Genomic DNA, 23,095 nt, shown 5'->3' with positions numbered 1-23,095 from the left:
GCCTACTTCTCTTCCATGACGAACACCCCGTCCCACTCGGGCGCCGGGGGATGCGCCAGATAGTGCGCGCAGCGCTCCACATACATCTGGGCCGCCTGGTCGGCCGCGTTCAGCTTGAGCACCTGCCCGAACAGGGCCTGCGCCCGCGCGAACTCGCGCGCCCGGTATTTTTCAAGTCCATTGCGGAACAGTCCCAGCGCATCGATCAGATGCGGATAGGTCTCGCCGGTGTGGTGGTCCATCACCTCGTAAATCGCCACCGGCCGAGTCTTGCCCTTGACGATGACGATATCCAGCTCGCGCATGCGGTAGGTGCCGCGCACCGCACGCCAGGTCTGTTCGGAGACCAGGATGCTGGCGCCGTAGTTCTTGCAGGCCGACTCCAGCCGCGCCGCCAGGTTCACGCCATCGCCAATGATGGTGTAGTCCATGCGCTTCTTGGAGCCGATATTCCCGGAGACGACGAGGTCCGAGTTCAGCCCGATCCCGATCTCCACCGGCAGCTTGCCGTCCGCGATACGGGACTGGTTCCAGGCGCGCAGCTCGGTGATCATCGCAATGGCCGTGCGCACTCCGCGGTCAGGGTCATCGTCATGCGCGAACGGGATACCGAAGGCCGCCATGATCGCGTCGCCGATGAATTTGTCGAGCATGCCCTCTTCGCGCTGGATGCAGTCGACCATCATGGTGAAGTACTCGTTCAGCAGTGCCACCGTGCCCTGGGCGCCCAGCTGCTCGGTGATGGTGGTGAAGTTACGGATGTCCGAGAACAGCACCGTGGCCGGCACGTTCTTGCCGCCCAGGGCCTCGGCGCCATTGGCGACCATCTGGTCCGCGATGCCCGGGTCCATGTAGCGCGACATGGTCGAGCGCAGGCGCTTTTCGTTGGAGATATCCTCAATCATCAGCATCCAGCCGATGCGCTTCTTTTCCGTCGAGAGCAGCGGCTGCACGCTGAAGTTGACCGACAGCGTATCGCCGCCGACCACCAGCTCCGCGTCCATCGCCAGCTCCGCCGCCTGGGTGGTCTCCACCTGGTGCAGGCGCGCCATGACCCACTCATTGGGGCCGCTGAAGAATTCCGCCGCCGCGCGGCCCAGTATCCCGTCGGGCTGGGTGCGCAGGATGCGCAGGCCCGCCGCGTTGCAGGTGACGATCTTCTCCGCTTCATCGAGCGTCACGACGCCGCTGGACATCGATTCCAGCATGGCCTCGTTGTAGTTCTTCATCTGCTGCACGTCCGCGAACAGCTTCGCGTTCTCCAGCGCGATGGAGATCTGCGCCGTGAACGCACGCAGGCGCGATTCGTCCTCCGCCGTGAAGGTGCCGCCACGCTTGTTGAGCACTTGGGTCACGCCGATTGTCTTGCCATGCTTGTTGACGATGGGGACGCACAGGATCGAGCGGGTGAAGAAGCCGGTCTTCTTGTCGAAGGCCGGATTGAAGCGCAAATCCGCGTACGCGTACGGGATGTTGATGGTCTTCCCCGACGTGAACACCGCGCCTGCGATACCGGCCGAATTCGGGAGACGAATCTGCATCGACGCCAGGCCCTGCCCAACCTCCGACCACAGTTCGCTGGTCTTCTCATCGTTCAGGAAGAGCGTGGAGCGCTCGGCGTTGAGCATGCGCGTGGCCTCGCCCATCACCTTCTGCAACAGCGAACCGAGCTTGATGTCGGCAGTGACTTCAGAGACGACGTCGATGAATTCCATCTCCTGGCGCCGCACCTTCTTCATCCGCTCCAGGAAGCGCGCGCTTTGCAGGGCCAGCGTACCCTGCGTAGTCAAGGCCTCCAGCAGCTGCAGGTCGTTGCGGGTGAACTTGCCGCGCTTCTTGTTCAGCGTTTGCGACACGCCGATGATCTCGCCCTTCACCGTGCGGATCGGGACGCACAGGATGTTGCGGGTAACGAAGCCCGTCTGCTCGTCGATCGTGCGGTTGAAGCGTTCGTCGGCATAGGCATCGTGGATCAGCAGCGGCTCGCCGGTCGTGAACACGTGGCCCGCAATGCCCGTGCTGTTCAGCAGGCGGATCTCGCGCTGGTTGTTCCCCTGCGCGACCCGTGAAAACAGTTCATTGGTCTCAGGATCATTGAGGAACAGCGTTCCACGCTCGGCGCTCAGCTCCTCGGTGGTGATGTCCACCAGCGCAGTGAGGATGTCATCCAGCGTGTCGAAGGCCGCCATGCGGCGCGACACTTCCAGCAGCAACTCAGCCTGCCGCAGCCGGCGGCCTTGCGAAGCAGCCGCGCTGTCGTTGGCGGCGACGCTGCCGCGTACCCGGCTATCCATGGCGGGCCTCCAGTTCATCGCGCAGCACGCGCACCGTCTCGTGCAGGTGGGTCAGTTCGGCGCGGTGAGCCGCGGCCATCTGCATTACGGCGTCCTCCTTGCCGGCGTGCGCCTGCTCCAGCTGTTCGCGCAGCACCACGATGGCCTCGCGCAGCTGGGTCACCTCCGCCATCGTGCCAAGAGTGGCCTGCTTGACGGCCGCCTCCTGGTCCGCCCGCGCCAGCTCCAGCGCATCGCGCAGCGCGCTGACCGTGGCACGGGCCTGCTGCAGCTCGATGTGGGCGGTGGCGGCGGCGTCCTGCACCTGACGGGCGCGCTCCATGTGCGCCGCTTCCAGCTCCTCGCGCAGCACGGTCACGGTGCGCTGCAGTTCGCGCACCTCGGCCAGCGCGGCCTGCAGGGCATTCGATTCGAGGGTCGGGGCGGAGGTCATGGTGCGACCGATACTATCAGAACTTATACTCGAGCTGAACCCGCAGGAAGCTGCGGTTGCCCACGGTGGAGCGGGTGTACAACGTGCCGTAGGCGTCCTGATAACCCGTGGCCGTGGTCTGGTCGTTCAGCTCATGGTAGGCCGTGGCGCGCAGGGACAGCTTCGGGTCGAACTTCCACAGCGCGTAGACCTCCACCTCGCGGTTCACCGAGGTGTAGCTGGTTTCGGTGGCGGAGACGCGCACCCAGCCCCCGTTGGTGAAGTTGAAGCTCGTGCCCGTGGTCAGGCGCCCCGCCTTGTGGTCCAGCGCGGCCTTGAACGAGACCGGGGTCTGGTTATCCAGCCGGTTATGCGGACCGGGGACCGCATCCACCGTGGACCAGTTGCGGCTCAGGTTCGCCCGCACGTCGATGGCGGGTGCGTTCGCGAAGAAGGTCTTGAGCGGGAATTTGGCCTCCAGCTCCAGACCGCGCGTGGTGGCGTTGCCGATGTTGGCGGGGGCGTTCACCCAGCGGTCGCCCACCAGCTGGATGGTGTTGCGGATGTAGTGGTCGATGCGGCGGGTGGACACGCCAGCCGACAACAGGCCGCCATCGCTGCCGAAGTAGTGTTCGAAGGTCAGGTCCAGGCCGGTGGCCAGTTCCGGCTTCAAGTCCGGGTTTCCTTGGTAGTCTGGCGTCGTTTGCGAGTTGTTGACGGACAGAGAGCGGCGCGGCGTGAGGCTGTACAGCGCGGGCGGCCGGTAGGTGCGCGTGAAGGCGAAGCGCAACTGGTCCGCCTTGGTGTCTGGCAGCTTCCACAGCACGTGGAACAGGGGGCTGAACACGCTGGTGGTGCTGGCCAGGCTATCGAAGCTGGTGCCGGAGGCGTGAGTGCGCACGCCTTCCCAGCGCGCGCCGACGTAGGTCGAGACGCGCGGTGTGATATTCCACTCGTCTTGCGCGAACAGGGCGAGGCGCGTGACTTCCGCGCTGAAGGTCTGGTCGATCAGGTTCCGCTTCGGCACACTGTTGACCAGCAGGCGCTCGTCCATCAGGTTGTCCGTGGCCGCACGCGAAGTGCCCGCATCCCAGCCGAAGGCCGCACTGTGCTTGTCGAACAGGGAGCGCGAGTATTTGCCGGTGCTGGTGACGCCATGCTCGCGGCTCTCGATGGTCTCGCTGCGGTCCTGGGTCAGCAGCTCCGGGCGCTCGTAGCCCGTGATGTGGGCATCGCGGTCGTTGCGCGAGCCGTAGGCGCTCAGCTTCGCATCGAGCTTGCCGCCCGCGAACTTGGCGACCCAGTTGAGCTCCGAGCGCGCAAACAGGCGGCCGTAATCCGTCAGCGAGTCCACGTTGGGGTATGGCCGCGCCGTGCCGAGCTCCGTCACGCTGCGTCCATAACTATCGCCACCGCCGTGGGAGCGGTTGACGAAATTCTGCCAGCTGAGGCTCTCGCCGTCGCCGAGCGACCAGACCAGGCGGGCGCCGAGGTCCAGGCCCTGGTTGACCGTGTGGCCGTAAGTGTGAATGCGGCGCAGCAGATCGGGCATGCCGACAGCATCCGCTCCGCCCTCCTCCACCTCCGTGGCGGGGCTGTTTTCGTTGCGCTGGGCGCCACCGAACACGGACCAGGACAGCTTGCCGTCCTTGTCCGCCAGCGAGAAGTTGACCCGGCGCTGGCGGTAGGCATCGCCAGTGCCGAGGCCCACGCTCACGCTGCGGGCAGCCTTCTCAACCAACTTCTTCAACACGATGTTGATGGTACCCGCCACCGCCTGGGTCGAATACTCGGCCGTCGCCGCGCGCACGATCTCGATCTTTTCGATGGACTCCGGCGCCACCGCGTCGAGCGAGAAGCCGGACGGAGGCCGTTCGCCGTTGACCAGCACCTGCGTATAGCCCGCCATGCCACGCATTTGCACCGCGCCGCGGCTGACGGTTACGCCGGGCAGGCGCTTGAGTACATCGAGCGCGGACGGGTCGCCGTACTTGAGCAGTTCCTCGCGGCCAACCACGATCTTGCTGGCCGTGTCGTCGCGGCGCGGATCGTAGGCCTCCGCCTTCGCCTTGACTTCGACCTTGTTCGCCGGCGCCGGCGGCGTCACCGTGGCCGGTGCCCCGGCCTTGTCCGCGGGCCGGGACGGTGCTTCCTGCGCCGTGGCGCCGCCCGCTACGGCCAGTGACAGCAAGGACCAGGCGGCAGCGCGCATTAGTATTTGTACTCCACCAGGATGCGGCCGCGCAGCAGCGGCAGCTCCACCGAGCGGCGGTACTGGGTGCCGGCATCGTCCTGGAACAGCGTCGCGGGCGTGCTGTCCCCAGCCAGCGCATTGACGAGGGTGACGCGCAAGGCGAGATGGCTGTCGAACTTCCACAGCGCGTAGACGTCCATGCTGCGGTCCACCGAGGTGTAGCGCCACTGGTTGAGCGCCGTGCGCGCCCAGCCGCCGTTGGAGAAGGTGAAGCTGGTGCCGGCGGTCAGCTGGCCCGCCCTGTAGTCGGCGCCAAAGGTCGCGGAGACCGGCGACTGGTTATCGAGGCGGTTGTCCGGCCCCGGCACCGCGTCCACGCTCGACCAATGGCGGCTCAGGCTTGCGCGCAAGTCCACCGCCGGTGCGTTGGCGATGAGGGTCTTGAGCGGCAGCTTGGCTTCGAGTTCGATGCCCCAGGTGCGCGCATCGCCCACGTTGGCCGGTGCCACGACCCAGCGGTCGCCCACGCGCTGCAGCGTGTTGCGGATGTAATGGCTGATCGCGCGCCGCGACACGTTGGCCGACAGCAGCCCGCCATTCGCTTCCAGGTAGTGTTCGAACGTGAGGTCCAGGCCCGTCGCCAATTCCGGCTTGAGCGCAGGATTGCCGTCCGAGTCCGGCGTGGTCGGCGAATTGTTGATCGCCAGCGTGCGGCGCGGCGTGAGCATGAAGGCCGTGGGCGCCTTGTAGGTCCGCGTGAGGGCGAAGCGCAGCTGATCCGACTTGGAACCGGGGATCTTCCACAGCGTGTGCATCAAGGGGCTGAGGACACTGGTGCTGGTGGTGATGGGCGCGAAGCCACTCCCCTCGCTGTGGGTGCGCACGCCTTCCCAGCGGCCGCCCAGGTAGACCGAAAAGCGCGGCGTAAGCGTCCATTCGTCTTGCGCGTACAAGGCCAGGCGCGAGACCGAGGCGCGGTAGGTCTGCATAGTCTCCGGCTGCGCGAGTTCGGCCAGCCAGTTGTCGGTGTCCAGGCGGGACAGGCCGGCTTCCCAGCCCGCCGCCGCGGCATGGCCTTCAACTAGAGGGCGCGCATACTTGCCGGTGGTGGTCAGCGCCGCTTCGCTGTTCCGTGTTTTCTCGCGCCGGTCCTGCGTAATCACGGAGGGTTGGTCGAAGCCCAGCTCCCGGTCACGCTTCATGTTGCGCATCGCAGTGATGCCGATCTTGGATTCCAGCTTGGCGCTGTTCCCCAGCTTGGCGACATAGTTCAGGTCCGAGCGCAGGGTCTCCGTGTGGCCGTCGATGAAGCTGTCCACATTCGGGTTCACCGGCGGCAGGCCAAGCGTGGTGGTACTGCGCGAGAACGGGCGGTCGCGCAGGCGCGAGGTATTCAGGAAGTTCTGCCAGGTCAGCGTGTTCCCGCCAGCCAGCGTCCAGTTGATGCGGCCACTCAGGTTGAACATGTCGAAGCTGCTCGACGTATGGTCCGAGTACTCGCGGCGCAGGGTCGGGCGGCCGCTCGGATCGGCCGCCGTTTCCAGTGCAGTGGTGTCGCCGTCATGCCCGCTGTGGGCTGCGTAGACGGTGAAGTTCCAGGAGCGGCGGCCATTCTTGTCCGAGATGGTCATGGTGCCGCCCGGGGACCAGTAATCATGGCCGAAGCCCGCGCCGCCGCGGAATTCCAGCGAGGCTTTTTCCACCGACTTCTTGAGCACCACGTTGATTGTGCCTGCGATAGCCTGGGTCGAAAACTCCGCCGTCGCGGCGCGCACGATCTCGATCCGCTCGATCAGGTCCGGCGCCACCGTATCGAGGGAAAAACCGGCGGGCGGACGTTCGCCGTTCAGCAGCAGCTGGGTGTAGCCGGTCAGGCCGCGCATACGCACGGCACTGCCGGACACGGTCACGCCGGGCAGGCGCTTGAGCACATCGAGCACGGTCTGGTCGCCGTACTTGAGGACCTCGTCGCGGCCAACCACGATGCGGCTCGCGGTGTCGTCGCGGCGCGGGTCGTAGTTGCTGGCGGCGGAGCCGTTGACTTCCACCGTGCTGGGAGGGGCCGATGCCTTGGCTTCTGCTAATGGTGCTGCTGGCGTTGCGGGTGCTGCGGTTGCTGCGGGTGCTGCGGGTGTTGCGGGTGCGGACTGCTGCTGTGCGGCGCTGGCGCCAGCAGCAGCCGACGCGCCCAGCGCCAACGCGATGGCGTGAGCGAGTGCGCCAACCTTCATCAGAACTTCATCTCCATCATCACGCGCACCAGCATGGTGCCGGGGTAGACGATGCGGCGGTGCGATGCGGTACGCGCGTCCTCGTAGAACGATTCGCTGACCCAGTCCTGCGCCAGCACGTTACCGATGGTGACGCGCAGCTGGTTTTTCGGATCGAACTTCCACAGCCCGTACACGTCCACATCGCGGCGCACGGTCTGGTAAGCGGCCTGCGTCGCCGAGATGCGCACCGGGCCACCGTTGCGGAAGACGTAGCTGCCGCCCATGGTCAGGGCGCCCAGCTTGTAGTCCAGGCCCAGGGTGGCCGAGAGAGGCGTCTGCTGGTCCAGGCGGTTGTTCGGGCCCGGCACGGCGTCGACCGAGGACCAGTTGCGGCTCACGTTCGCGCGCACGTCCAGCGCCGGGCCTTCGGGGAAGAAGATCTTGACCGGGAACTTGGCTTCGATCTCCAGGCTGCGGGTGTTGGCGGTGCCGTCGTTGACGGGCATGGACACCCAGCGGCCGTCGTCCGCCAGCACGATGGCCTGGCGCGTGAAGTCCGTGATGCGGCGCGCCGACGCGGCCACCGAGAACACTCCGCCCTGCGGCCAGTAATGCTCGTACGACGCATCGATGCCGGTGGCCTGCTCCGGCTTCAGGTCCGGATTGCCCATGGTGTCCGGCTCAAGTTCGCTGTTGTTGATGGACGGTGTGCGGCGCGGGATCAGCTGCCCGGCGCCAGGCGCCTTGAAGGTGCGCGTGAGCGCCAAGCGGACCTGGTCCGCTTTGCTGTTGGGGAGCTTGTACAGCACCTGCGCCACCGGGCTCCAGACCGACAGGCGCGAGGTCGAATCCGCGAAGCCCGAACCGGTGCTGGTGGTGCGAATGCCTTCCCAGCGCGCGCCGAGGTACACGGACAGCTGCTTGGTCAGGCTCCACTCGTCCTGCGCGAAGGCGGCGAAGCGCGCGACCTTGGCTGCGTAGACGTCATACTGCGGCGCGGCCGGCTGGTCTTGCTGCACGCGGTCTTCGTCGCGTGTGGTGTAGCCGCCGTCCCAGCCCATCGCCAGCGAGTGGCCTTCCATGATCGGCGTGGTGTACTTGCCAGTGGTACTGAGACCCTTCTCGGTGCTGTCGGTGTCGATGCGGCTGTCGAGCAGGTCCACGCCCGCAGTGCGTCCGCCGCGGCGGCGCTGCTCATTGTCGCTGGTGTTGTAGTTGAAGCCGATCTTGGTATCCAGCTTGGCGCTGCCACCCAGTTTATGGACCCAGTTCAGGTCCGAACGCACGAACGCGCCCTCGTTGGTGGTGTGCATGCTGGTGTTCGGGAAGGCCGGCGCCAGGCCGCTCACCGTGGTCACCTGCTGGTCGCTGTTCATCTGCAGGCGATTCAGGTTGATGAAGCTCTGCGACGTCAGCGTGTCGCCGTTGGCCAGGTTCCAGTTGATGCGCGGCGCCGCGTTGAGGCCCTTGAAACCGCCCTCCATGGACGGATCGGATTCGCGCACGCTGGTCACGCCGGTGCTGTTGTCCGTGAATTCCTCGACGGTCGGCGAATGCCGGTCAAAGCGGTTGTTCACCGCGTTCAGCGCAACCGAGTAGGACATGGTGCCCATGCGGTCTGAAATCTGCAGGTTGGCGTTGGGCGAGCGCAGGCCCTGGCCGCCCGAATAACCCGCCTTCAGCTCGCGCTGGCGCGTGGAGATGGCCCGGCGCAGCACGATGTTGATGGTGCCGGCGATCGACTGCGTCGAGAACTCGGCGCTGGCCGCGCGCAGCACTTCGATACGCTCGATGACGTCCGGCGACAGGGAGTCCATCGAGAACCCGGCCGGGGCGCGCTCGCCGTTGATGAGGATCTGCGTGTAGCCGCTGCCCAGGCCCCGCATGCGGACCTCGCCGCCCATACGGCCACCGCCACCGCTCACGGTCACTCCGGGCACGCGCTTGAGCACATCGAGCACATTGGTGTCGCCGTACTTGATGATCTCATCGTGGCTCACCACGATCTTGCTGGCTGTGTCGTCACGGCGCGGGTCGTAAGTGCTGGTGGCGGCGGCGTTGATCTCGACCTTGTTGGCGGGCGCCTCGGCCTTCTTTGTGGGCGCGGGCTGCTGGGCGAAGACGGAGACCGGGAGGCAGGCCGCGACAGCGGCGGCAAGGACGGTGAGGCGGAACTGCGTATGCATGGACATCGGAGCGGGCAAAAGTGGTTCGGCAAAGCCGACTATTGTCACCCATCCGTCTCCGATTTTGTTGTCTTGGAGAACATTTATTTTATATGCATACAGGCTTTCGCATTGCGGGAAGCTCGTTATAATCGCGCATCGCCATAGACAGAAGAACAGCATCGTGTCCGACCGTATCAAAGTCCTGCCGCAATACTTTCTGCCGAAACGGGCACTCACCTCGCTGGCTGGCCGCGTGGCCGGCGCCAAGGGCGGGCCGCAGACCACGCGCCTGATCAAGTGGTTCGTGGCCAAGTACGGGGTCAATATGGAGGAAGCGGTCAATCCGGACATCGCGAGCTACGCGAGCTTCAACGACTTCTTTACCCGGCCGCTGAAGGATGGCGCGCGGCCGCTGGCGCAGGCCGATTTCGTGAGCCCCGTCGATGGGGCCATCAGCCAGTTCGGCGAGGTGCAGGACCACCAGATTTTCCAGGCCAAGGGCCATGCCTTCACCACGGCGGCGCTGATCGGTGGCGATGCTGGGCTGGCCGCACACTTCCAGCACGGGAGCTTTGCGAACCTGTACCTGAGCCCCAAGGACTATCACCGCATCCACATGCCCTGCGACGGGCGCTTGACGCGCATGATCTACGTGCCGGGCGAGCTGTTCTCGGTGAATCCGACCACGGCGCGCGGCGTACCTGGCCTCTTTGCGCGCAACGAGCGCGTGGTGTGCGTGTTCGAGTCCGAAGCCTACGGCACGTTTGTGATGGTGCTGGTGGGCGCGACCATCGTCGGCAGCATGGCGACGGTGTGGCACGGCGTGGTCAACCCGCCGCGCGGCGGCGCGGTGCGTGAGTGGACTTACGCGGACCAGCAGATCGTGCTGCGCAAAGGCGAAGAGATGGGCCGCTTCCTGCTTGGGTCCACGGTGGTCATGCTGTTCAAGCCGGGCACCATCCGCTTCAACGCCGACTGGGCGCCGCAGCGCTCCATCCGCCTCGGCGAATTGATGGGCAACCGGCCCGCCTGATTTTACGGCGCGGCCGCCTCCTGCGCCGCGCTTTCCAGCCTCCCCCACGCCGCATCCGCAGCCCCTCCTTTCGTCGCGTCCCCAGCAAACACCGGGGACGTACCCCGTTCCCAGACCGGGGTACGTCCCCGTTTTGGCAAATGAGCCCACATTATCCCCACACGGCCAAATCGTTGATTGAATTGGTTATTTCAATAACTGGTCGAGAGTGAATAAGCGCCGATTAGGAGCAGTCCTACCCCGGTAATCCGGGGTACGTCCCTTGCCTGGGAGCGGGGTACGTCCCCGGTGTGGGGAGAATGAGCGTTCTATATTTGCTTCAGCAGCTGCTCCTTGCAGTTGGCGTCCGTGACCATGTCGAGGAAGGCACGGACTTTGGCGGGCATGAGGCGGCGGCCGGGGAAGACGGCCCAGCCGTGCGCCTCGGGCATCTCCCATTCCGGCAGTACGTGTACCAGCTCGCCGCGGTCGAGCATCGGCTGGGCGAAGATGAAGGAGCTGGCGGCGATGCCCAAGCCGGCGAAGGCCATGCGCGCCAGCAGGTCGGGCGAATTGGCCATCATCCTGGCCGGAAGTTCACGCTGCCAAGTGGTCTTGCCGCGCTGGAGGACCCAGGCGGCGGACGCGCCGGGACGCGCGAGGATGCACAGCAGGTCGTGGTCCACCAACTGGTCGGGATGCTCGGGCAGGCCGCGCCGCGCGATGTAGGCCGGCGAGGCAAACAGGCCGGGGCGCTGCGTCATGATGCGGCGCGCAGCCAGCGACGCATCATCGGGCAGGTCGCCCATGCGGATCGCGAGGTCAAACCCTTCCGCCACCAAATCCACGCGGCGCGGCGACAGGTCCAGCTCCAGCGTCACTTGCGGGTAGCGCTGCGAGAACTCGGCCAGCATGCGGTACATGCCCAGCATGGCGAGATCTCCCGGCATGGAGATGCGCAATCGGCCACTCGGCGCAGCCTGGCGGTGCTGGGCCAGCGCGCCCGCGGCCTCCACCTCCTCCGCCACCTTGCGCGCGTGCTCCAGCAGCGTGGTGCCGAATTCGGTCAGGACCAGCGTGCGCGTGGTCCGCTGCAGCAGGCGCTCGCCCAGGTGTGCCTCCAGCTGCGAGAGGCGGCGCGAGACGGTGGACTTGGGCAGGTCCAGGCGTTGCGCGGCCTTGCTGATGCTCCCGCTATCGACGATGCGGGCGAAAAGTAGAAGATCGTTGGCTTCGAGTTCCATGGTGCGGCTCACTTATGCATTGGTCGATTGTTCCATTCATAGAACAATGTAATCCATTTTCATGGCTTCCGCAGCAATTATGGAACCCGTATAGTGTCTCCATCGCAGTTCAAACAGACACACAAGAGGACACCACCATGAACATCCTGCAGATCAATTCCAGCGCCCGCAGCACCGGTTCCGAGTCCACCCGCATGGCCGACTCCATCGTCGCCAAGCTGGTCCAGCGCAGCGAAGGCGCCAGGGTGACCCGCCGCGACCTGGCCTCCGACCCGCACCCGGTGCTGGACCAGGCCGCGCTGCAGGCCCTGTTCACGCCCGCCGACCAGCGCTCCGCCGAGCAGGCCGCCCGAGTGGCGCTCGACGATGCGCTGATCGCCCAGGTGCAGGCGGCGGACGTGATCGTGATCGGCGCGCCGATGTACAACTTTGGCATCACCGTGCAGCTGAAAAGCTGGTTCGACGCCATCGCCCGCGCTGGCGTGACCTTCCGCTACACTGCGACCGGCCCGGAAGGCCTGCTGAAGAACAAGAAGGTGTACGTGGCCCTGTCGCGCGGCGGCTTCCATAAAGATGGCGGCAACGACGTGCAGCTGGCGCACCTGAAGACCTTCCTGGGCTTCGTGGGCCTGACCGACGTGACCTACATCTACTCGGAAGGCCATGGCATGGGTGCCGACGCCGTCGCCAAGGCGCAGGCGGCCGCCAACGAGCAGATCGCCGAAGCCGTCGCTTAAATCCGTTCCAGTCAATGTAGACTGGACGATTCGTGCGGGCCGCCAGAGATGCGGCCCGCGCTTCATGAAGAAAGGAGCATTGAGATGACGACGCAAGCTGAATTTGGCCGTGTGCAGCAGAGCCGCATCGTGGAACGCCTGGTCGGCGGCCAGTTTGTGATGGATGGCGCGGGGGTGAAGATCAACCGCGTGCTCACCGGGCCGCTGCAGCGGCGTCTCGATCCGTTCCTGATGCTGGACGCTTTCGGGAGCGACAAGGCGGGCGACTACATCGCCGGCTTCCCGGAGCACCCGCACCGCGGCTTCGAGACCGTGACCTACATGATCCACGGCCGCATGCGCCACCGCGACAGCGCCGGGCACGAAGGCTTGATCACCGACGGCGGCGTGCAATGGATGACCGCAGGCCGCGGCGTGGCGCACTCGGAGATGCCGGAGCAGAGCGAAGGCCTGATGGAAGGCTTCCAGCTGTGGCTTAACCTCCCCGCCAAGGACAAGATGCGCGACCCGTGGTACCGCGATATCCCCTCCGCCGAGATCCCGCGCTTTACGACGCCCGACGGCGCCGAAGTGCAGGTGATCGCCGGGACCAGCCACGGCATCGCAGGTGCCGTGCAGCGTGAGGTGACGCAGCCGCTATACCTGGACATCGCTTTGCCCGCAGGCGCGCACTTCGAGCAGCCGATCCCCGCGACCCACAACGCGTTCGTGTACGTGTTCCGCGGCGAGGCGGTCATCGAAGGCAAGGCCGTGCCGGCAGGACGGATGGCGATCCTGGCCAATCCGCCGCAAGCGGACGGCGTACGCATCACCGCATCGTCGGACGCGCGCCTGCTGCTCATCGCGGGCCAGCCGCTCGGGGAGCCGATCGCGCAATACGGTCCGTTCGTGATGAACACCCAGGCCGAGATTTACCAGGCGGTCGAGGACTTCCGCGCGGGCCGCTTCGGCGGCACCGGGCCAGCAGCCTGACTGCCTGCTCGTCCAAGAGGGCGCTCCACAACGGAGCACCCTTTTTACTTGTGCCGGCGAAAAGCAGGCCCCAGCCAGCACGCGGCGGGACGGAGCGCTACAATCGTGGCCCGCACACACGTCCGTACCTGAATCATGGTCAAACTTGAAGGCGTCATCGCCATCGCCGCCGAAGAGGTGGCCCTCCGAAGCACCTCGGGCTACCCTGCCCCGTATCAGCCGCGCGTGGCGGGCCGCACCAAGCGTGCCCTGGGCGATGCGTTTGGGCTGACCAACTTCGGCGTGAACCTGACCCGCGTGCCGCCGGGCGCCGCCTCCGCGCTGCGCCACTCGCACACGAAGCAGGACGAATTCATCTACATCCTGGAAGGCGCGCCGACGCTCGTCACCAACGCGGGCGAAACCCAGCTGGCTCCCGGCATGTGCGCCGGCTTCCCGCATGGGACAGGCGACGCGCACCAACTGGTGAACCGCACGGACCGCGACGTGGTCTACCTGGAAGTCGGCGACCGCACGCCGGGCGATGAACCGGACTATCCGGACGACGACGTGGCCGCGCACATGGGCCCAGACGGCAAATGGCGCTTTACCCACAAGGACGGTTCCAGCTACTGACCTGCCGCGATGCCCAATCTGATCGACAATCTTGCGCAGGCCATCTCCTGGGCCAGCCGCAAGCTCGGGCTGGAGACCATCGACGCCTTCCCGCCCGGCCATCCGCATGCGCGCACGCGCTGGAACCGGGCCTATTTCGACATCCCGTCGGATATGGCGCCGGACGATATCGAGCGCACGCTGTGCGAGGCGTTCGCGAACACGCCGACCGTGTTCGCGCACATCGCGCATCCCACGCCGCGCATGCAGCGCACCTTCGCCGCCATCGTCGAAAGCCACATGCGCAAGCACCCGGCGCACGCGGCCACCCTGGGCGCACTGCTGATCGCGGCCTACGACAGCCGCCACACAATCGAGATGGTGCCCGGCCTGCGCGAGGCGCTCGCCCGCACCGACGGCCTGGATCCGGTGGTGCGCGTGCAGGCGCTGCTGGCGTGGCTCTCCGACAACACCGCCGTCATCGACGTGTAGAATAACGGCGCCCCGCAATCACTCCTCTCTGCCCCGTATGAGCTCTCCGAACAAGATGCAATTCAAATCCGTGAACTACACCGGCCTGCGCCCCGGCGTGAAACTGATCGTCACCGGCGCCGTGCATGGCAACGAGACGGCGGGCACCAAGGGCATCCTGCGCGTGATGGAGCAGATCGACTCCGGCGCGCTGACGGTGGCGGCAGGGAGCGTGACCTTTGTCCCGATCACCAATCCGCTGGCCTATCAGCTGGGCCAGCGCGCGGGCGACCGCAACCTGAACCGCAACCTGTTCCCGAACGAGAACCCGCAGGACTTCGAGGACCATATCGCCAACTGGCTGTGCCCTTTGCTCGCGCAGCATGAAGTGCTGCTGGACCTGCACTCCTTCAATGCACAAAGCGAACCGTTCGTGATGGTCGGGCCGCGCAACAATGGCGGTCTGCTGCAGCCGTTCGAGCATGCGCAGAAGGAACGCGCGCTGGCGCGGGTGCTGGGCGTGCGCCGTTTCGTGGACGGATGGCTGGCCACCTACGGCGCGGGCGTCAAGCGGCGCGCGAAAGGGGGCGATGGGTTGGACCTGGAACTGCAGCTGCGCTACGGAGTGGGCACCACGGAGTTCATGCGTTCGACAGGCGGCTATGCGCTGACGCTGGAATGCGGCCAGCATGCGGACCCGCAGGCGCCGGAGGTGGCTTACCGCGCCATCATGAATACGCTGGCGCACCTGGGCGTCATCGATGCGCCCGCGCCGGAGCCAATCCCGCTGGATCAGATGGAAGCGCTGTCGATGGTCGAAGTGCACGACAAGCTGCACGACGATGACCGGTTTGTGAAAACGTGGGCGAGCTTTGACCCGGTGAAGGCCGGTGACCAGATCGGGGTGCGGGCAGATGGGTCGCCGGTGCATGCGGAGTTCGACGGACGCATCCTGTTCCCGGATACGAATGCGAAGGCGAATCATGAGTGGTACTACATGACGCGGCCGAATCCCGATTTCGAGCGGTACGAGTAATTCTCTTTAAGGCTGGGTGACCACCGTCTCGGCGGCATGCTTGCCGCGAGCTGCCAGCACGATGGCGAAGATAATGAGGGCGGCGCCCGCCAGCATTCGCAGGGAGGGCTGTTCGCCGAACAGCCACCAGGCGCAGGCGATTGCGTACACAGGCTCCAAAGCGATGATCATGCCGGCGCTTCGGGCGTCCAGCCCTTCCAGGCTGCGCACGAACAGCGTTTGCGACAGACCGGTGCAAAAGATGCCGAGCAGGCCGAGATAGAGCCAGTCCACCGGCGCTGGCGCCGCCAGTTTGGTGAGCGCGAACGGGACCACCAAAACGGTCACCACGAAGTTCTGCCAGAACGCGACCTGGGTCGGGTCCATGCCGCGCGTGGCACGGCGGTTGGCCATGGCCAGCAGGGCGAACGACAGGCCGGACGCCAGGCCCCACATCAATCCGACTGTTCCTTTGTCGCCGAAATCAAAAGATGGGGTGACCAACACCAGGCCAGCAGTCACCAGCGCGAGCAGCTTGCCTTCGGCGGCGCCGATCCGCTCGCGGAAGACCGCCATATCGAGCAAGGCGATGAACGCGGGGAAGCTGGCGAAGCCCAGCGTCGCAACGGCCACGCCGCCGACTTTCACTGCGACGAAAAATGTGACCCAATGAACGGCGAGCAGCAGGCCGGTGCCCGCCAGCGTGGCGAGCCGCGTGCCAGTCATGTCGCGCAGCAGCGAGCGGCGTTGCAGCAACGAGTACAGGCCGAGGGCCAGGACCGCGAAGGCGGCGCGTCCGGAGGTGATGACCGTGGCATCGGCATGAATCAGCGCGCCGAAGATGCCGGTCAGGCCAAACAGCACCGCCGCAATATGAGCGGCAGTGAGCGCGGCGCGGTGGGTGATCATCGCGCGGTGAGGCTCCACGCGAACGGATCGCTCGGGTCGATGACCAGCCTGGCCTCACTGTTGACCCATGCCCGGCCGCGAATCGTCGGCAGGATGCGCGCGGCATCGCCGTCGCTTGCATGGCGATACGATCCTTCGAACACGCTGCCGATGATGCTCTCCTGGCGCCAGATCGCGCCTTCGGCCAGGACGCCGTCCGCGGCGAGGCAGGCCAGCTTGGCACTGGTGCCGGTACCGCAAGGGGAACGGTCGTAGGCCTTGCCGGGGCAGAGTACAAAGTTGCGCGCATCCGCTCCCGACGCCGACCGCCCATACAGCTCGATGTGATCGATCAGCGCCCCGCCGTCGCCCGTTACGCCCGCGCGGACCAGCGCCTCGCCAATCGCCACCGTGTACGCGGTCAGCGCTTCCACGCGCGCGGCGTCCAGCGCCACCCCATGCGCATCCGCGTCCACGAGGAAGAACCAGTTGCCGCCCCAGGCCACGTCGCCTGTCACCCGGCCGAAGCCGTCGACGTCAACACTCACGCCGGTGCGCGAACGCCAGGACGGCACGTTATCGATACTCACACTGCCATCATCCGCCAGCGTGGCTTCGACCACGCCGACCGGCGTATCGATGCGGTGCGTTCCCGGTCCGATCCGGCCAAGATAGGCCAGGGAAGCCACCAGGCCGATGGTCCCATGCCCGCACATTCCGAGATAGCCCACGTTGTTGAAGAAGATGACTCCTGCCACGCAATCGGCAGCATGCGGTTCGCACAGCAGCGCGCCCACCAGCACGTCCGACCCGCGCGGCTCGCACACGGTGGCGGTGCGATAGCGGTCAAAATCCCGGCGGAACACCCGCATGCGTTCGGACAGCGGTCCACGGCCGAGGTCCGGGCCGCCGTCCAGGATCAGCCGCGTGGGTTCGCCGCCGGTGTGGGAATCGATGATGGAAATGGTCTGCATGGACAAAGGATAAGTGGAGGCGGCGCGCGCGGCTTGGCACTCGGCGTGCGCCCGGCGCCGAAAAAGGCACAGCGCGCGGCTGGCCGGTCCTCGCACCGCGCCAAAGATCAGTGGCCACTCCCCGGCCACACCCCGCAGGCCGCAGCCGCAACCGAATCGTCAGCCCGCCGGCGTTACCATCTTCAAGCCGACGATCCCGGCCACGATCAGCGCGATGCATCCCAGCCGCACCGCTCCCGCAGGCTCCCCCAGCAGCACCATGCCCGCTACCGCCGTCCCGACGGTCCCGATCCCCGTCCAGATGGCATATGCAGTTCCCAGCGGCAGATTGCGCATCGCAATCCCCAGCAGGACCACGCTGCCCGTCATGGCAACGATGGTAATCGTGGATGGAAGCCAGCGGGTGAAGCCTTCGGTGTACTTGAGTGCCACGGCCCAGACGCATTCGAGCAGTCCGGCGGCAAGGAGGATCAGCCAGGTCATAAAAAAAGTATAGCACCCGGCAGACTTTGCCCGGATTGGCGATAATCCCCGTTCGCCATCCACGGAGGAGCACCATGTCGACCAACAAGCACGCGATGTCGCCTGCGGATATTCTCGTCGCGCTGGGCGTGGTGCTCGTGTGGGGCGTGAACTTCGTGGTCATCAAACTGGGGCTGCGTGAACTGCCGCCAGTGCTGTTCACGGCCCTGCGCTTCGTATTCGCGGCGCTGCCGCTGGTGTTCTTCGTCAAGCGGCCGAACACGAAATGGTCGCTGGTCGCCACCTACGGCGCCTTCCAGTTCGCGCTGGTGTTCGCGCTGCTGTTCATCGGGATCAAGCTCGGATTGCCCGCGGGCCTGGCCTCGCTGGTGATCCAGCTGCAGGCCTTCTTCACCATCGGCCTTGCGGTGCTGATGCTGGGCGAGCGGCCGCACCCGGCCCAGATCGCGGGTGCGCTGGTTGCGTTCTGCGGCATGGGCGTGGTCGCGCTCAATCTGGAAGGCCAAGCCACGCTGGCGGGCTTCGTTCTTGTGGTGCTGGCGGGCTTTTGCTGGGCCGTGGCCAACATCGCGACCAAGAAGATGGGCGCCGTGAATGCCCTGTCGCTGGTGGCCTGGGGCTCGCTGATCGCCACGCCGCCGCTGCTGCTGGCGTCCTGGTTCATGGAAGGCGCGAACGCGTGGGCCCAGGCCGCGCAGCACATCAACGGCATGACCATATTTGCGGTGCTGTTCCAGGCCTACGCCAACACCATCTTCGGCTACGGCATCTGGGCGGTCCTGATGCGCAAGTACGCCGCGGCGACGGTCGCCCCTTTCACCCTGCTGGTGCCGGTGGTCGGACTGCTCAGCGCCGCCGCCCTGCTCAATGAAGGGCTGCACTGGTGGGAGGCCGGGGCCGGCCTGCTGGTGCTCGCGGGCCTCGCCCTCAACCAGTACGCGGGCAAGCTGAAGGCCGCCGCCGCCGCCGCGCCCACTGGCGCCGCCACCCAAAAAACGTAAAATCGCGCCGTGCTCTGCACGTTTGCCCGTTATATCGTAAGATCCCAATATGCATTTCGTCGAAAGACGATATACAAAAGACCCATGGACATAGACGCCATCCTCAAAGCACTGGCCAATCCGGTGCGCCGCCAGATCCTCGAATGGCTGAAGGAGCCCGAAGTGCACTTCGCGCACCAGCACCATCCGCTCGACTTTGGCGTGTGCGCCGGGATGATCGACCAGCGCACGGGGTTGTCGCAGTCCACCGTGTCCGCGCACCTGGCGACCCTGCAAAAGGCCGGCCTGGTCACTTCCCAGCGCGTGGGCCAATGGATCTTCTTCAAGCGCGACGAGGCGACCATCGCCGCCTTCCGCGCGCATATGAACAACGAGCTGTAACGACGGAGCCAAGAATGACCAAACTGTTTGAACCCCTGAAGGTGGGTGCCCTCACCCTGCCCAACCGCGTGATCATGGCGCCCCTGACCCGGTCGCGCGCCGTGGGCGAAGGCCGCGTGCCGAATGACCTGATGGTCGAGTACTACGTGCAGCGCGCCAGCGCGGGCCTGATCCTGTCCGAAGCCACGGCCGTGACGCCGCAGGGCGTCGGCTACGCCAACACGCCGGGCATCTGGTCCGACGAGCAGGTCGCGGGCTGGAAGAAGGTGACCGAGGCGGTGCACGCCGCCGGTGGCCGCATCGTGCTGCAGCTGTGGCACGTGGGCCGCATTTCGGACCCGATCTTCCTGAATGGCGACCTGCCGGTGGCGCCGAGCGCGATCCGCCCGGCGGGCCACGTGAGCCTGGTCCGCCCGATCAAGGACTACGAAACCCCGCGCGCGCTGGCACTGGATGAGATCCCGGGCGTGGTGGCGGCCTACCGCAAGGGCGCCGAAAACGCCAAGCGCGCCGGCTTTGACGGGGTGGAGATCCACGGCGCCAACGGCTACCTGCTGGACCAGTTCCTGCAGGACTCCACCAACCAGCGCACCGACCAATACGGCGGCTCGATCGAGAACCGCGCGCGCCTGATGCTCGAAGTGACGGACGCCTGCATCGAGGTGTGGGGCGCGGACCGCGTCGGCATGCATCTGGCGCCGCGCCGCGACTCGCACGACATGGGCGACTCCACGCCGCAGGAAACCTTCGGCTATGTGGCGCGGGAGCTCGGCAAGCGTGGTATCGCCTTCATCTGCGCCCGCGAGGCGGTGGGTGACGACAGCCTCGGTCCGCTGCTCAAGCGCGAGTTCGGCGGCGTCTACATCGCCAACGAAAAGCTGACCCGCGAACAGGCCGACCGCTTGATCAAAGACGGCAAGGCCGATGCCGTGGCTTTTGGCCGGGCCTTCATCGCCAACCCGGACCTGCCGCGCCGCCTGAAGGAAAACGCGCCGCTGAACGAGCCGCGGCCGGAGTTCTTCTACCACGCGTCGCACGAGGGCTACACGGACTATCCGGCCCTCGGCTGATCCGCGTTAGGGTTCGTCGTTAACCTTTCGACGGCAGCTTCGCCAGATACGCATCCAGCACGTCGAAGCTGCCGCCGTAGCCCTGCGCCATCGAGGCGTGCATCGCCACGAAGGCCGCCACTTCGGCCGGGCTGGCGTCGATGGGCTCCGCATGCAGGGTGAGCTCCGTGCGGCCACCCTGCTCTTCCAGCGTCACCGTGTTGCGCACTTCCAGCGGCCACACGGGCAGCATCGTGCCCCGCGTGCGTGCGCCCTCCTCGTCGGCGAAGCCGTTGATGAAGACCACGCGGCGTGGCGGCGCGATCTCCTCGTAGTCAAAGCGGCCCCACATGCCATCGACCGGCGCGCCGCCGAAATCCATCCGGTAATGAAAGATGCCGCCCGGCTGCCCTTCGTGGCGTTTGATGGCGATGGTGCAGCCCTTCGGCCCCCACCAGTGCGCGAGGTGCTCAGCCTCGGTCAGCATCTTGAATACCAGTTCGCGCGGCGCATCGAAGGTGCGGCGCAGGATGAATGCAGTGTCAGCGTTTGCCATGTTTGGTCTCCTTCTTCTTGCGATGAGGGGCCGCGGACTGCGCCCGCAGCGCCGCGAGATAGTCGTCCATCTTGTCCAGCGAGTCCTCCCACAGCTCACGGTACTGCACCATCCAGCCGGTGGCCTCGCGCAGCGGCGCGGCCTCCAGCTTGCAGGGGCGGTACTGCGCGTGCTGGGTACGCGAGATCAGGCGCGCCCGTTCGAGAACCTTGAGATGCTTGGTCACGGCGGGCATGCTCATCTCGAAGGGCTCGGCCAGTTGCGAGACGGAGGCCTCGCCTTCCGCCAGCCGGGCCAGGATGGCGCGACGGGTCGGGTCGGCCAGGGCCGCGAAGGTGAGGCTGAGGTGATCGGGATGCGCGTCCATACTTGACTTTACCAATCGGTTAATTAACCTATCGGTAAACTAGCACCCACAAAACGAGGAGTCAAGCGGCTCCAGTGAAAAAATCAGGGCAGGATTTCGCGCACCAGGCCGGGTGGGCGGCACAGGCGGGCGCCCTTCTCGGTCACCACAAACGGGCGATTCATGAGGATGGGGTGGGCTATCATCGCGTCCAGCAGCTGCTCGTCGGTGGCGTTGTCCAGGCCGAGCTGCAGGTATTCGGGCTCCTTGGTGCGCATCGCCTCGCGCACTGTCAGGCCGGCGCTGGCGATCATCGCGCGCAGCTGGTCGCGCGTGGGCGGATGGTCGAGGTACTCGATCACCGACGGCTCGATGCCGGTAGCGCGGATCAGCTGCAGGGTCTCGCGCGAGTTGCTGCAGCGCGGGTTGTGATAGATGGTCGTGGTCATCGCGCGACCTTACCGCACCGCGCGTGCCCTCGCAAGGGTTTTTCCAGCCGTGCGAACGCCCGCGCTATAATGCGGCCGCTGTATTTCTGGACTGCAATTTTGGAAAATTCTGATCAATATTATCTGCGCCCGCAGGACCTGCCGACCTGGCAGCAGCGGCTGTCCTTGCGCATCCTGAACCTGCTGGGCTGGCGCCTGCGCTTCAAGTCGCTGCCCGGTCCGCACGGCGTGGTGGTGGTCTATCCGCACACCTCCAACTGGGACGTGTTCACGGGCCTGTTCTGCAAGTGGGCGATCGGGCTGCCGTTCCGCTGGCTGGCCAAGGAGAAGCTGTTCCGCGGGATCGCGGGCAAGACCATCGGGCCGGTGCTGCGCAGCTGGGGTGCGGTGCCGGTGGAACGCGGGACGGCCAGTGGCGCCATCACGCGGCTCGCCGAGACGATGAAGAAGTCGGACTGGTTCTGGCTCGCGCTGGCGCCGGAGGGCACGCGTAGCTACAAGCCGCACTGGCGCAGCGGGTTCTATCACCTGGCGGTGACGGCCAAGGTGCCGCTGCTGGTGGTGTACATCGACTATCCGCGCAAGGAGTGGGGAGTGGTCGATTATCTCGATCTCACGGGCGACCAGGAGACGGATATGGCGGCCATTCGGGCGGTGTACGAAGGCCACCATGGCAAATTCCCCGAGCTGGAATCGAAGATCGAACTGGCGCCGCCGCGCGGTGACGATCCTGCCGGTGCGGGGCGCATGCAGGCTTGAACTGTTTACGCTGCGGCGCGGGGCGAGTCCATGTCCTTCTCTGCGCTGCGCGTGAACAGCGTTTTATAGTAGATGGCGTTGGCGCGCCATTCACCATCGGGGCTACAGGCGTATTCCGGCAGGCCACCGATGCAGGTATAGCCTTGCGCGAGGTAGAAAGCCTCGGCGGGGCTGCCGGCTTCCGTGTCCAGGTAGACCAATCCACGTCCGCGTTCGCGGGCGACATCTTCCTCTTTCGTCATCAATGCTGCCGCCACGCCACGGCGGCGGGCGCTCGTGTGCACGATCAGTTTCTGGATCTCGGCGCGGTTGACGCCATTGGGCTTGAGGCAGAAGTCCAGTTGCACGGTGCCTTGCAGTTGGCCTGCGTGTTCGGCGATCAGCAGGACACGGCAGCCTGACTCCATCGCGGCGCGGACGGCGTCCCAGTAGGCGCTGGCTTCAGCGGCGTCGATGGTGCGCAGGAAGCCGACCGAGGAGCCATTGCGGACGCAGTCGATCAGCAGGGCGGAGAGCTCGTTGGTGCGCCCGGCGAGCATGGCTGGGGTAACGGTGACGATGTTCATGGTTTCGGACGTGCGCAATGGAGATGACTTTACCTGAGCATGAGCCGTGCCATTGCGGCATGCCGGGCTATGCACCGGGGAGGTGCAAGCGCGCGTTTCCAGGGGGTGTGTCAGCGCCAACGCGCACAGGTCAAGTGCGCTGCCACCGCGTACGCACATCGCCGGTGCGCGGCCAGGGAGCCAACATCGACCGGCGCGGAGCGATGCGGCGGCGCGGTCGCCGGGGTAGGTGCTGACCAGAGGCGCGAGTTGTCTCAGCGCCCCGGGCGCGGACGAGGCAAGGCAGTAAGCGCTCTGGCCGGGGGCGGTCCCTGCGC

Annotated in this window: 23 protein-coding genes; 10 read left to right on the top strand and 13 right to left on the bottom strand. The window is 66.0% G+C overall.

Going from position 1 to position 23,095, the window contains the following annotated elements:
* Positions 1 to 2 precede the first annotated feature (2 nt).
* The 5 genes from E4L96_RS07790 to E4L96_RS07770 are packed head-to-tail and all read right to left on the bottom strand — an operon-like array spanning position 3 to position 9,299.
* Positions 3 to 2,294: a GAF domain-containing protein gene (locus E4L96_RS07790; protein WP_135206647.1), complete on the bottom strand. Its 2,292-nt coding sequence runs from the start codon at positions 2,292 to 2,294 to the stop codon at positions 3 to 5.
* Positions 2,287 to 2,727 (bottom strand): hypothetical protein, encoded by a 441-nt coding sequence (locus E4L96_RS07785; RefSeq protein WP_229414299.1) that lies wholly within the window; start codon positions 2,725 to 2,727, stop codon positions 2,287 to 2,289. The genes E4L96_RS07790 and E4L96_RS07785 overlap by 8 nt, the downstream gene beginning before the upstream one ends.
* 16 nt (positions 2,728 to 2,743) lie before the next feature.
* Positions 2,744 to 4,918, bottom strand: coding sequence for a TonB-dependent receptor plug domain-containing protein (locus tag E4L96_RS07780; protein ID WP_135206646.1), 2,175 nt, complete (start codon positions 4,916 to 4,918; stop codon positions 2,744 to 2,746).
* Positions 4,918 to 7,131: a TonB-dependent receptor plug domain-containing protein gene (locus E4L96_RS07775; RefSeq protein ID WP_167758629.1), complete on the bottom strand. Its 2,214-nt coding sequence runs from the start codon at positions 7,129 to 7,131 to the stop codon at positions 4,918 to 4,920. The genes E4L96_RS07780 and E4L96_RS07775 overlap by 1 nt, the downstream gene beginning before the upstream one ends.
* A complete protein-coding gene (locus tag E4L96_RS07770; protein ID WP_229414297.1) occupies positions 7,131 to 9,299 on the bottom strand; it encodes a TonB-dependent receptor plug domain-containing protein in 2,169 nt (722 codons plus the stop codon). The genes E4L96_RS07775 and E4L96_RS07770 overlap by 1 nt, the downstream gene beginning before the upstream one ends.
* Before the next feature lie 163 nt (positions 9,300 to 9,462).
* On the opposite strand from E4L96_RS07770, the gene asd reads away from it, so the two are divergent.
* A complete protein-coding gene (asd, locus tag E4L96_RS07765; RefSeq protein ID WP_135206643.1) occupies positions 9,463 to 10,314 on the top strand; it encodes an archaetidylserine decarboxylase in 852 nt (283 codons plus the stop codon).
* 308 nt (positions 10,315 to 10,622) lie between these two features.
* Here the strand turns inward: asd and E4L96_RS07760 are convergent, their stop codons facing one another.
* Positions 10,623 to 11,537 carry a LysR family transcriptional regulator gene (locus E4L96_RS07760; RefSeq protein WP_135206642.1) on the bottom strand — a complete coding sequence of 305 codons (915 nt, stop codon included), beginning with the start codon at positions 11,535 to 11,537 and terminating at the stop codon, positions 10,623 to 10,625.
* A gap of 137 nt (positions 11,538 to 11,674) precedes the next feature.
* On the opposite strand from E4L96_RS07760, the gene E4L96_RS07755 reads away from it, so the two are divergent.
* The 5 genes from E4L96_RS07755 (at position 11,675) to E4L96_RS07735 (ending at position 15,347) form a co-directional block, all read left to right on the top strand.
* Positions 11,675 to 12,274 carry an FMN-dependent NADH-azoreductase gene (locus tag E4L96_RS07755; protein ID WP_135206641.1) on the top strand — a complete coding sequence of 200 codons (600 nt, stop codon included), beginning with the start codon at positions 11,675 to 11,677 and terminating at the stop codon, positions 12,272 to 12,274.
* Positions 12,275 to 12,358: 84 nt separating this feature from the next.
* Positions 12,359 to 13,246: a pirin family protein gene (locus tag E4L96_RS07750; protein ID WP_135206640.1), complete on the top strand. Its 888-nt coding sequence runs from the start codon at positions 12,359 to 12,361 to the stop codon at positions 13,244 to 13,246.
* 135 nt (positions 13,247 to 13,381) lie between these two features.
* Positions 13,382 to 13,861, top strand: a complete 480-nt coding sequence (locus E4L96_RS07745) for a cupin domain-containing protein (protein ID WP_135206639.1) — start codon at positions 13,382 to 13,384, stop codon at positions 13,859 to 13,861.
* A gap of 9 nt (positions 13,862 to 13,870) precedes the next feature.
* Positions 13,871 to 14,332, top strand: a complete 462-nt coding sequence (locus E4L96_RS07740) for a hypothetical protein (protein ID WP_135206638.1) — start codon at positions 13,871 to 13,873, stop codon at positions 14,330 to 14,332.
* Positions 14,333 to 14,387: 55 nt separating this feature from the next.
* Entirely contained in the window at positions 14,388 to 15,347 is a 960-nt protein-coding gene (locus tag E4L96_RS07735; protein WP_370660733.1) for a M14 family metallopeptidase, read from the top strand.
* Between the two features lie 6 nt (positions 15,348 to 15,353).
* Here E4L96_RS07735 and E4L96_RS07730 read toward each other — a convergent pair whose 3' ends face one another.
* The 3 genes from E4L96_RS07730 to sugE all read right to left on the bottom strand — a co-directional run bounded on the left by E4L96_RS07730 (position 15,354) and on the right by sugE (position 17,671).
* Entirely contained in the window at positions 15,354 to 16,232 is an 879-nt protein-coding gene (locus E4L96_RS07730; RefSeq protein WP_135206692.1) for a DMT family transporter, read from the bottom strand.
* Positions 16,232 to 17,188, bottom strand: coding sequence for a 4-hydroxyproline epimerase (locus E4L96_RS07725; protein ID WP_135206636.1), 957 nt, complete (start codon positions 17,186 to 17,188; stop codon positions 16,232 to 16,234). The genes E4L96_RS07730 and E4L96_RS07725 overlap by 1 nt, the downstream gene beginning before the upstream one ends.
* Before the next feature lie 159 nt (positions 17,189 to 17,347).
* Complete coding sequence (gene sugE / locus E4L96_RS07720; RefSeq protein ID WP_135206635.1) at positions 17,348 to 17,671, bottom strand: quaternary ammonium compound efflux SMR transporter SugE; 324 nt, start codon at positions 17,669 to 17,671, stop codon at positions 17,348 to 17,350.
* Between the two features lie 95 nt (positions 17,672 to 17,766).
* Here sugE and E4L96_RS07715 point away from each other — a divergent pair, with 95 nt between their 5' ends.
* The 3 genes from E4L96_RS07715 to E4L96_RS07705 all read left to right on the top strand — a co-directional run bounded on the left by E4L96_RS07715 (position 17,767) and on the right by E4L96_RS07705 (position 20,123).
* Positions 17,767 to 18,672, top strand: a complete 906-nt coding sequence (locus E4L96_RS07715) for an EamA family transporter (protein WP_135206691.1) — start codon at positions 17,767 to 17,769, stop codon at positions 18,670 to 18,672.
* An 84-nt stretch (positions 18,673 to 18,756) separates the two neighbouring features.
* Entirely contained in the window at positions 18,757 to 19,053 is a 297-nt protein-coding gene (locus tag E4L96_RS07710) for an ArsR/SmtB family transcription factor (RefSeq protein ID WP_135206634.1), read from the top strand.
* Between the two features lie 14 nt (positions 19,054 to 19,067).
* Positions 19,068 to 20,123 carry an alkene reductase gene (locus tag E4L96_RS07705; protein WP_135206633.1) on the top strand — a complete coding sequence of 352 codons (1,056 nt, stop codon included), beginning with the start codon at positions 19,068 to 19,070 and terminating at the stop codon, positions 20,121 to 20,123.
* Between the two features lie 19 nt (positions 20,124 to 20,142).
* Here E4L96_RS07705 and E4L96_RS07700 read toward each other — a convergent pair whose 3' ends face one another.
* From E4L96_RS07700 to arsC, 3 genes are all read right to left on the bottom strand, one after another.
* On the bottom strand, positions 20,143 to 20,658 hold the full coding sequence (locus E4L96_RS07700; protein ID WP_135206632.1) for an SRPBCC family protein: 516 nt from the start codon (positions 20,656 to 20,658) through the stop codon (positions 20,143 to 20,145).
* The gene (locus E4L96_RS07695; RefSeq protein ID WP_135206631.1) at positions 20,645 to 21,025 is read right to left on the bottom strand and encodes an ArsR/SmtB family transcription factor; all 381 of its coding nucleotides are present in this window, start codon (positions 21,023 to 21,025) and stop codon (positions 20,645 to 20,647) included. Before E4L96_RS07695 ends, E4L96_RS07700 begins: the two co-directional genes overlap by 14 nt.
* Positions 21,026 to 21,108: 83 nt before the next feature.
* Positions 21,109 to 21,453 (bottom strand): arsenate reductase (glutaredoxin), encoded by a 345-nt coding sequence (arsC, locus tag E4L96_RS07690; RefSeq protein WP_135206630.1) that lies wholly within the window; start codon positions 21,451 to 21,453, stop codon positions 21,109 to 21,111.
* 99 nt (positions 21,454 to 21,552) lie between these two features.
* On the opposite strand from arsC, the gene E4L96_RS07685 reads away from it, so the two are divergent.
* Positions 21,553 to 22,212, top strand: coding sequence for a 1-acyl-sn-glycerol-3-phosphate acyltransferase (locus E4L96_RS07685; protein ID WP_229414293.1), 660 nt, complete (start codon positions 21,553 to 21,555; stop codon positions 22,210 to 22,212).
* 5 nt (positions 22,213 to 22,217) lie between these two features.
* Here E4L96_RS07685 and E4L96_RS07680 read toward each other — a convergent pair whose 3' ends face one another.
* The gene (locus tag E4L96_RS07680) at positions 22,218 to 22,778 is read right to left on the bottom strand and encodes a GNAT family N-acetyltransferase (RefSeq protein ID WP_135206628.1); all 561 of its coding nucleotides are present in this window, start codon (positions 22,776 to 22,778) and stop codon (positions 22,218 to 22,220) included.
* Between the last annotated feature and the right edge of the window lie 317 nt (positions 22,779 to 23,095).

This window comes from Zemynaea arenosa (assembly GCF_004614185.1).
GTDB classification, from domain to species: domain Bacteria; phylum Pseudomonadota; class Gammaproteobacteria; order Burkholderiales; family Burkholderiaceae_D; genus Telluria; species Telluria arenosa.
The sequence above is the reverse complement of the archived record's forward strand: the minus strand, read 5'-3'. Positions and strand labels throughout refer to the sequence as shown.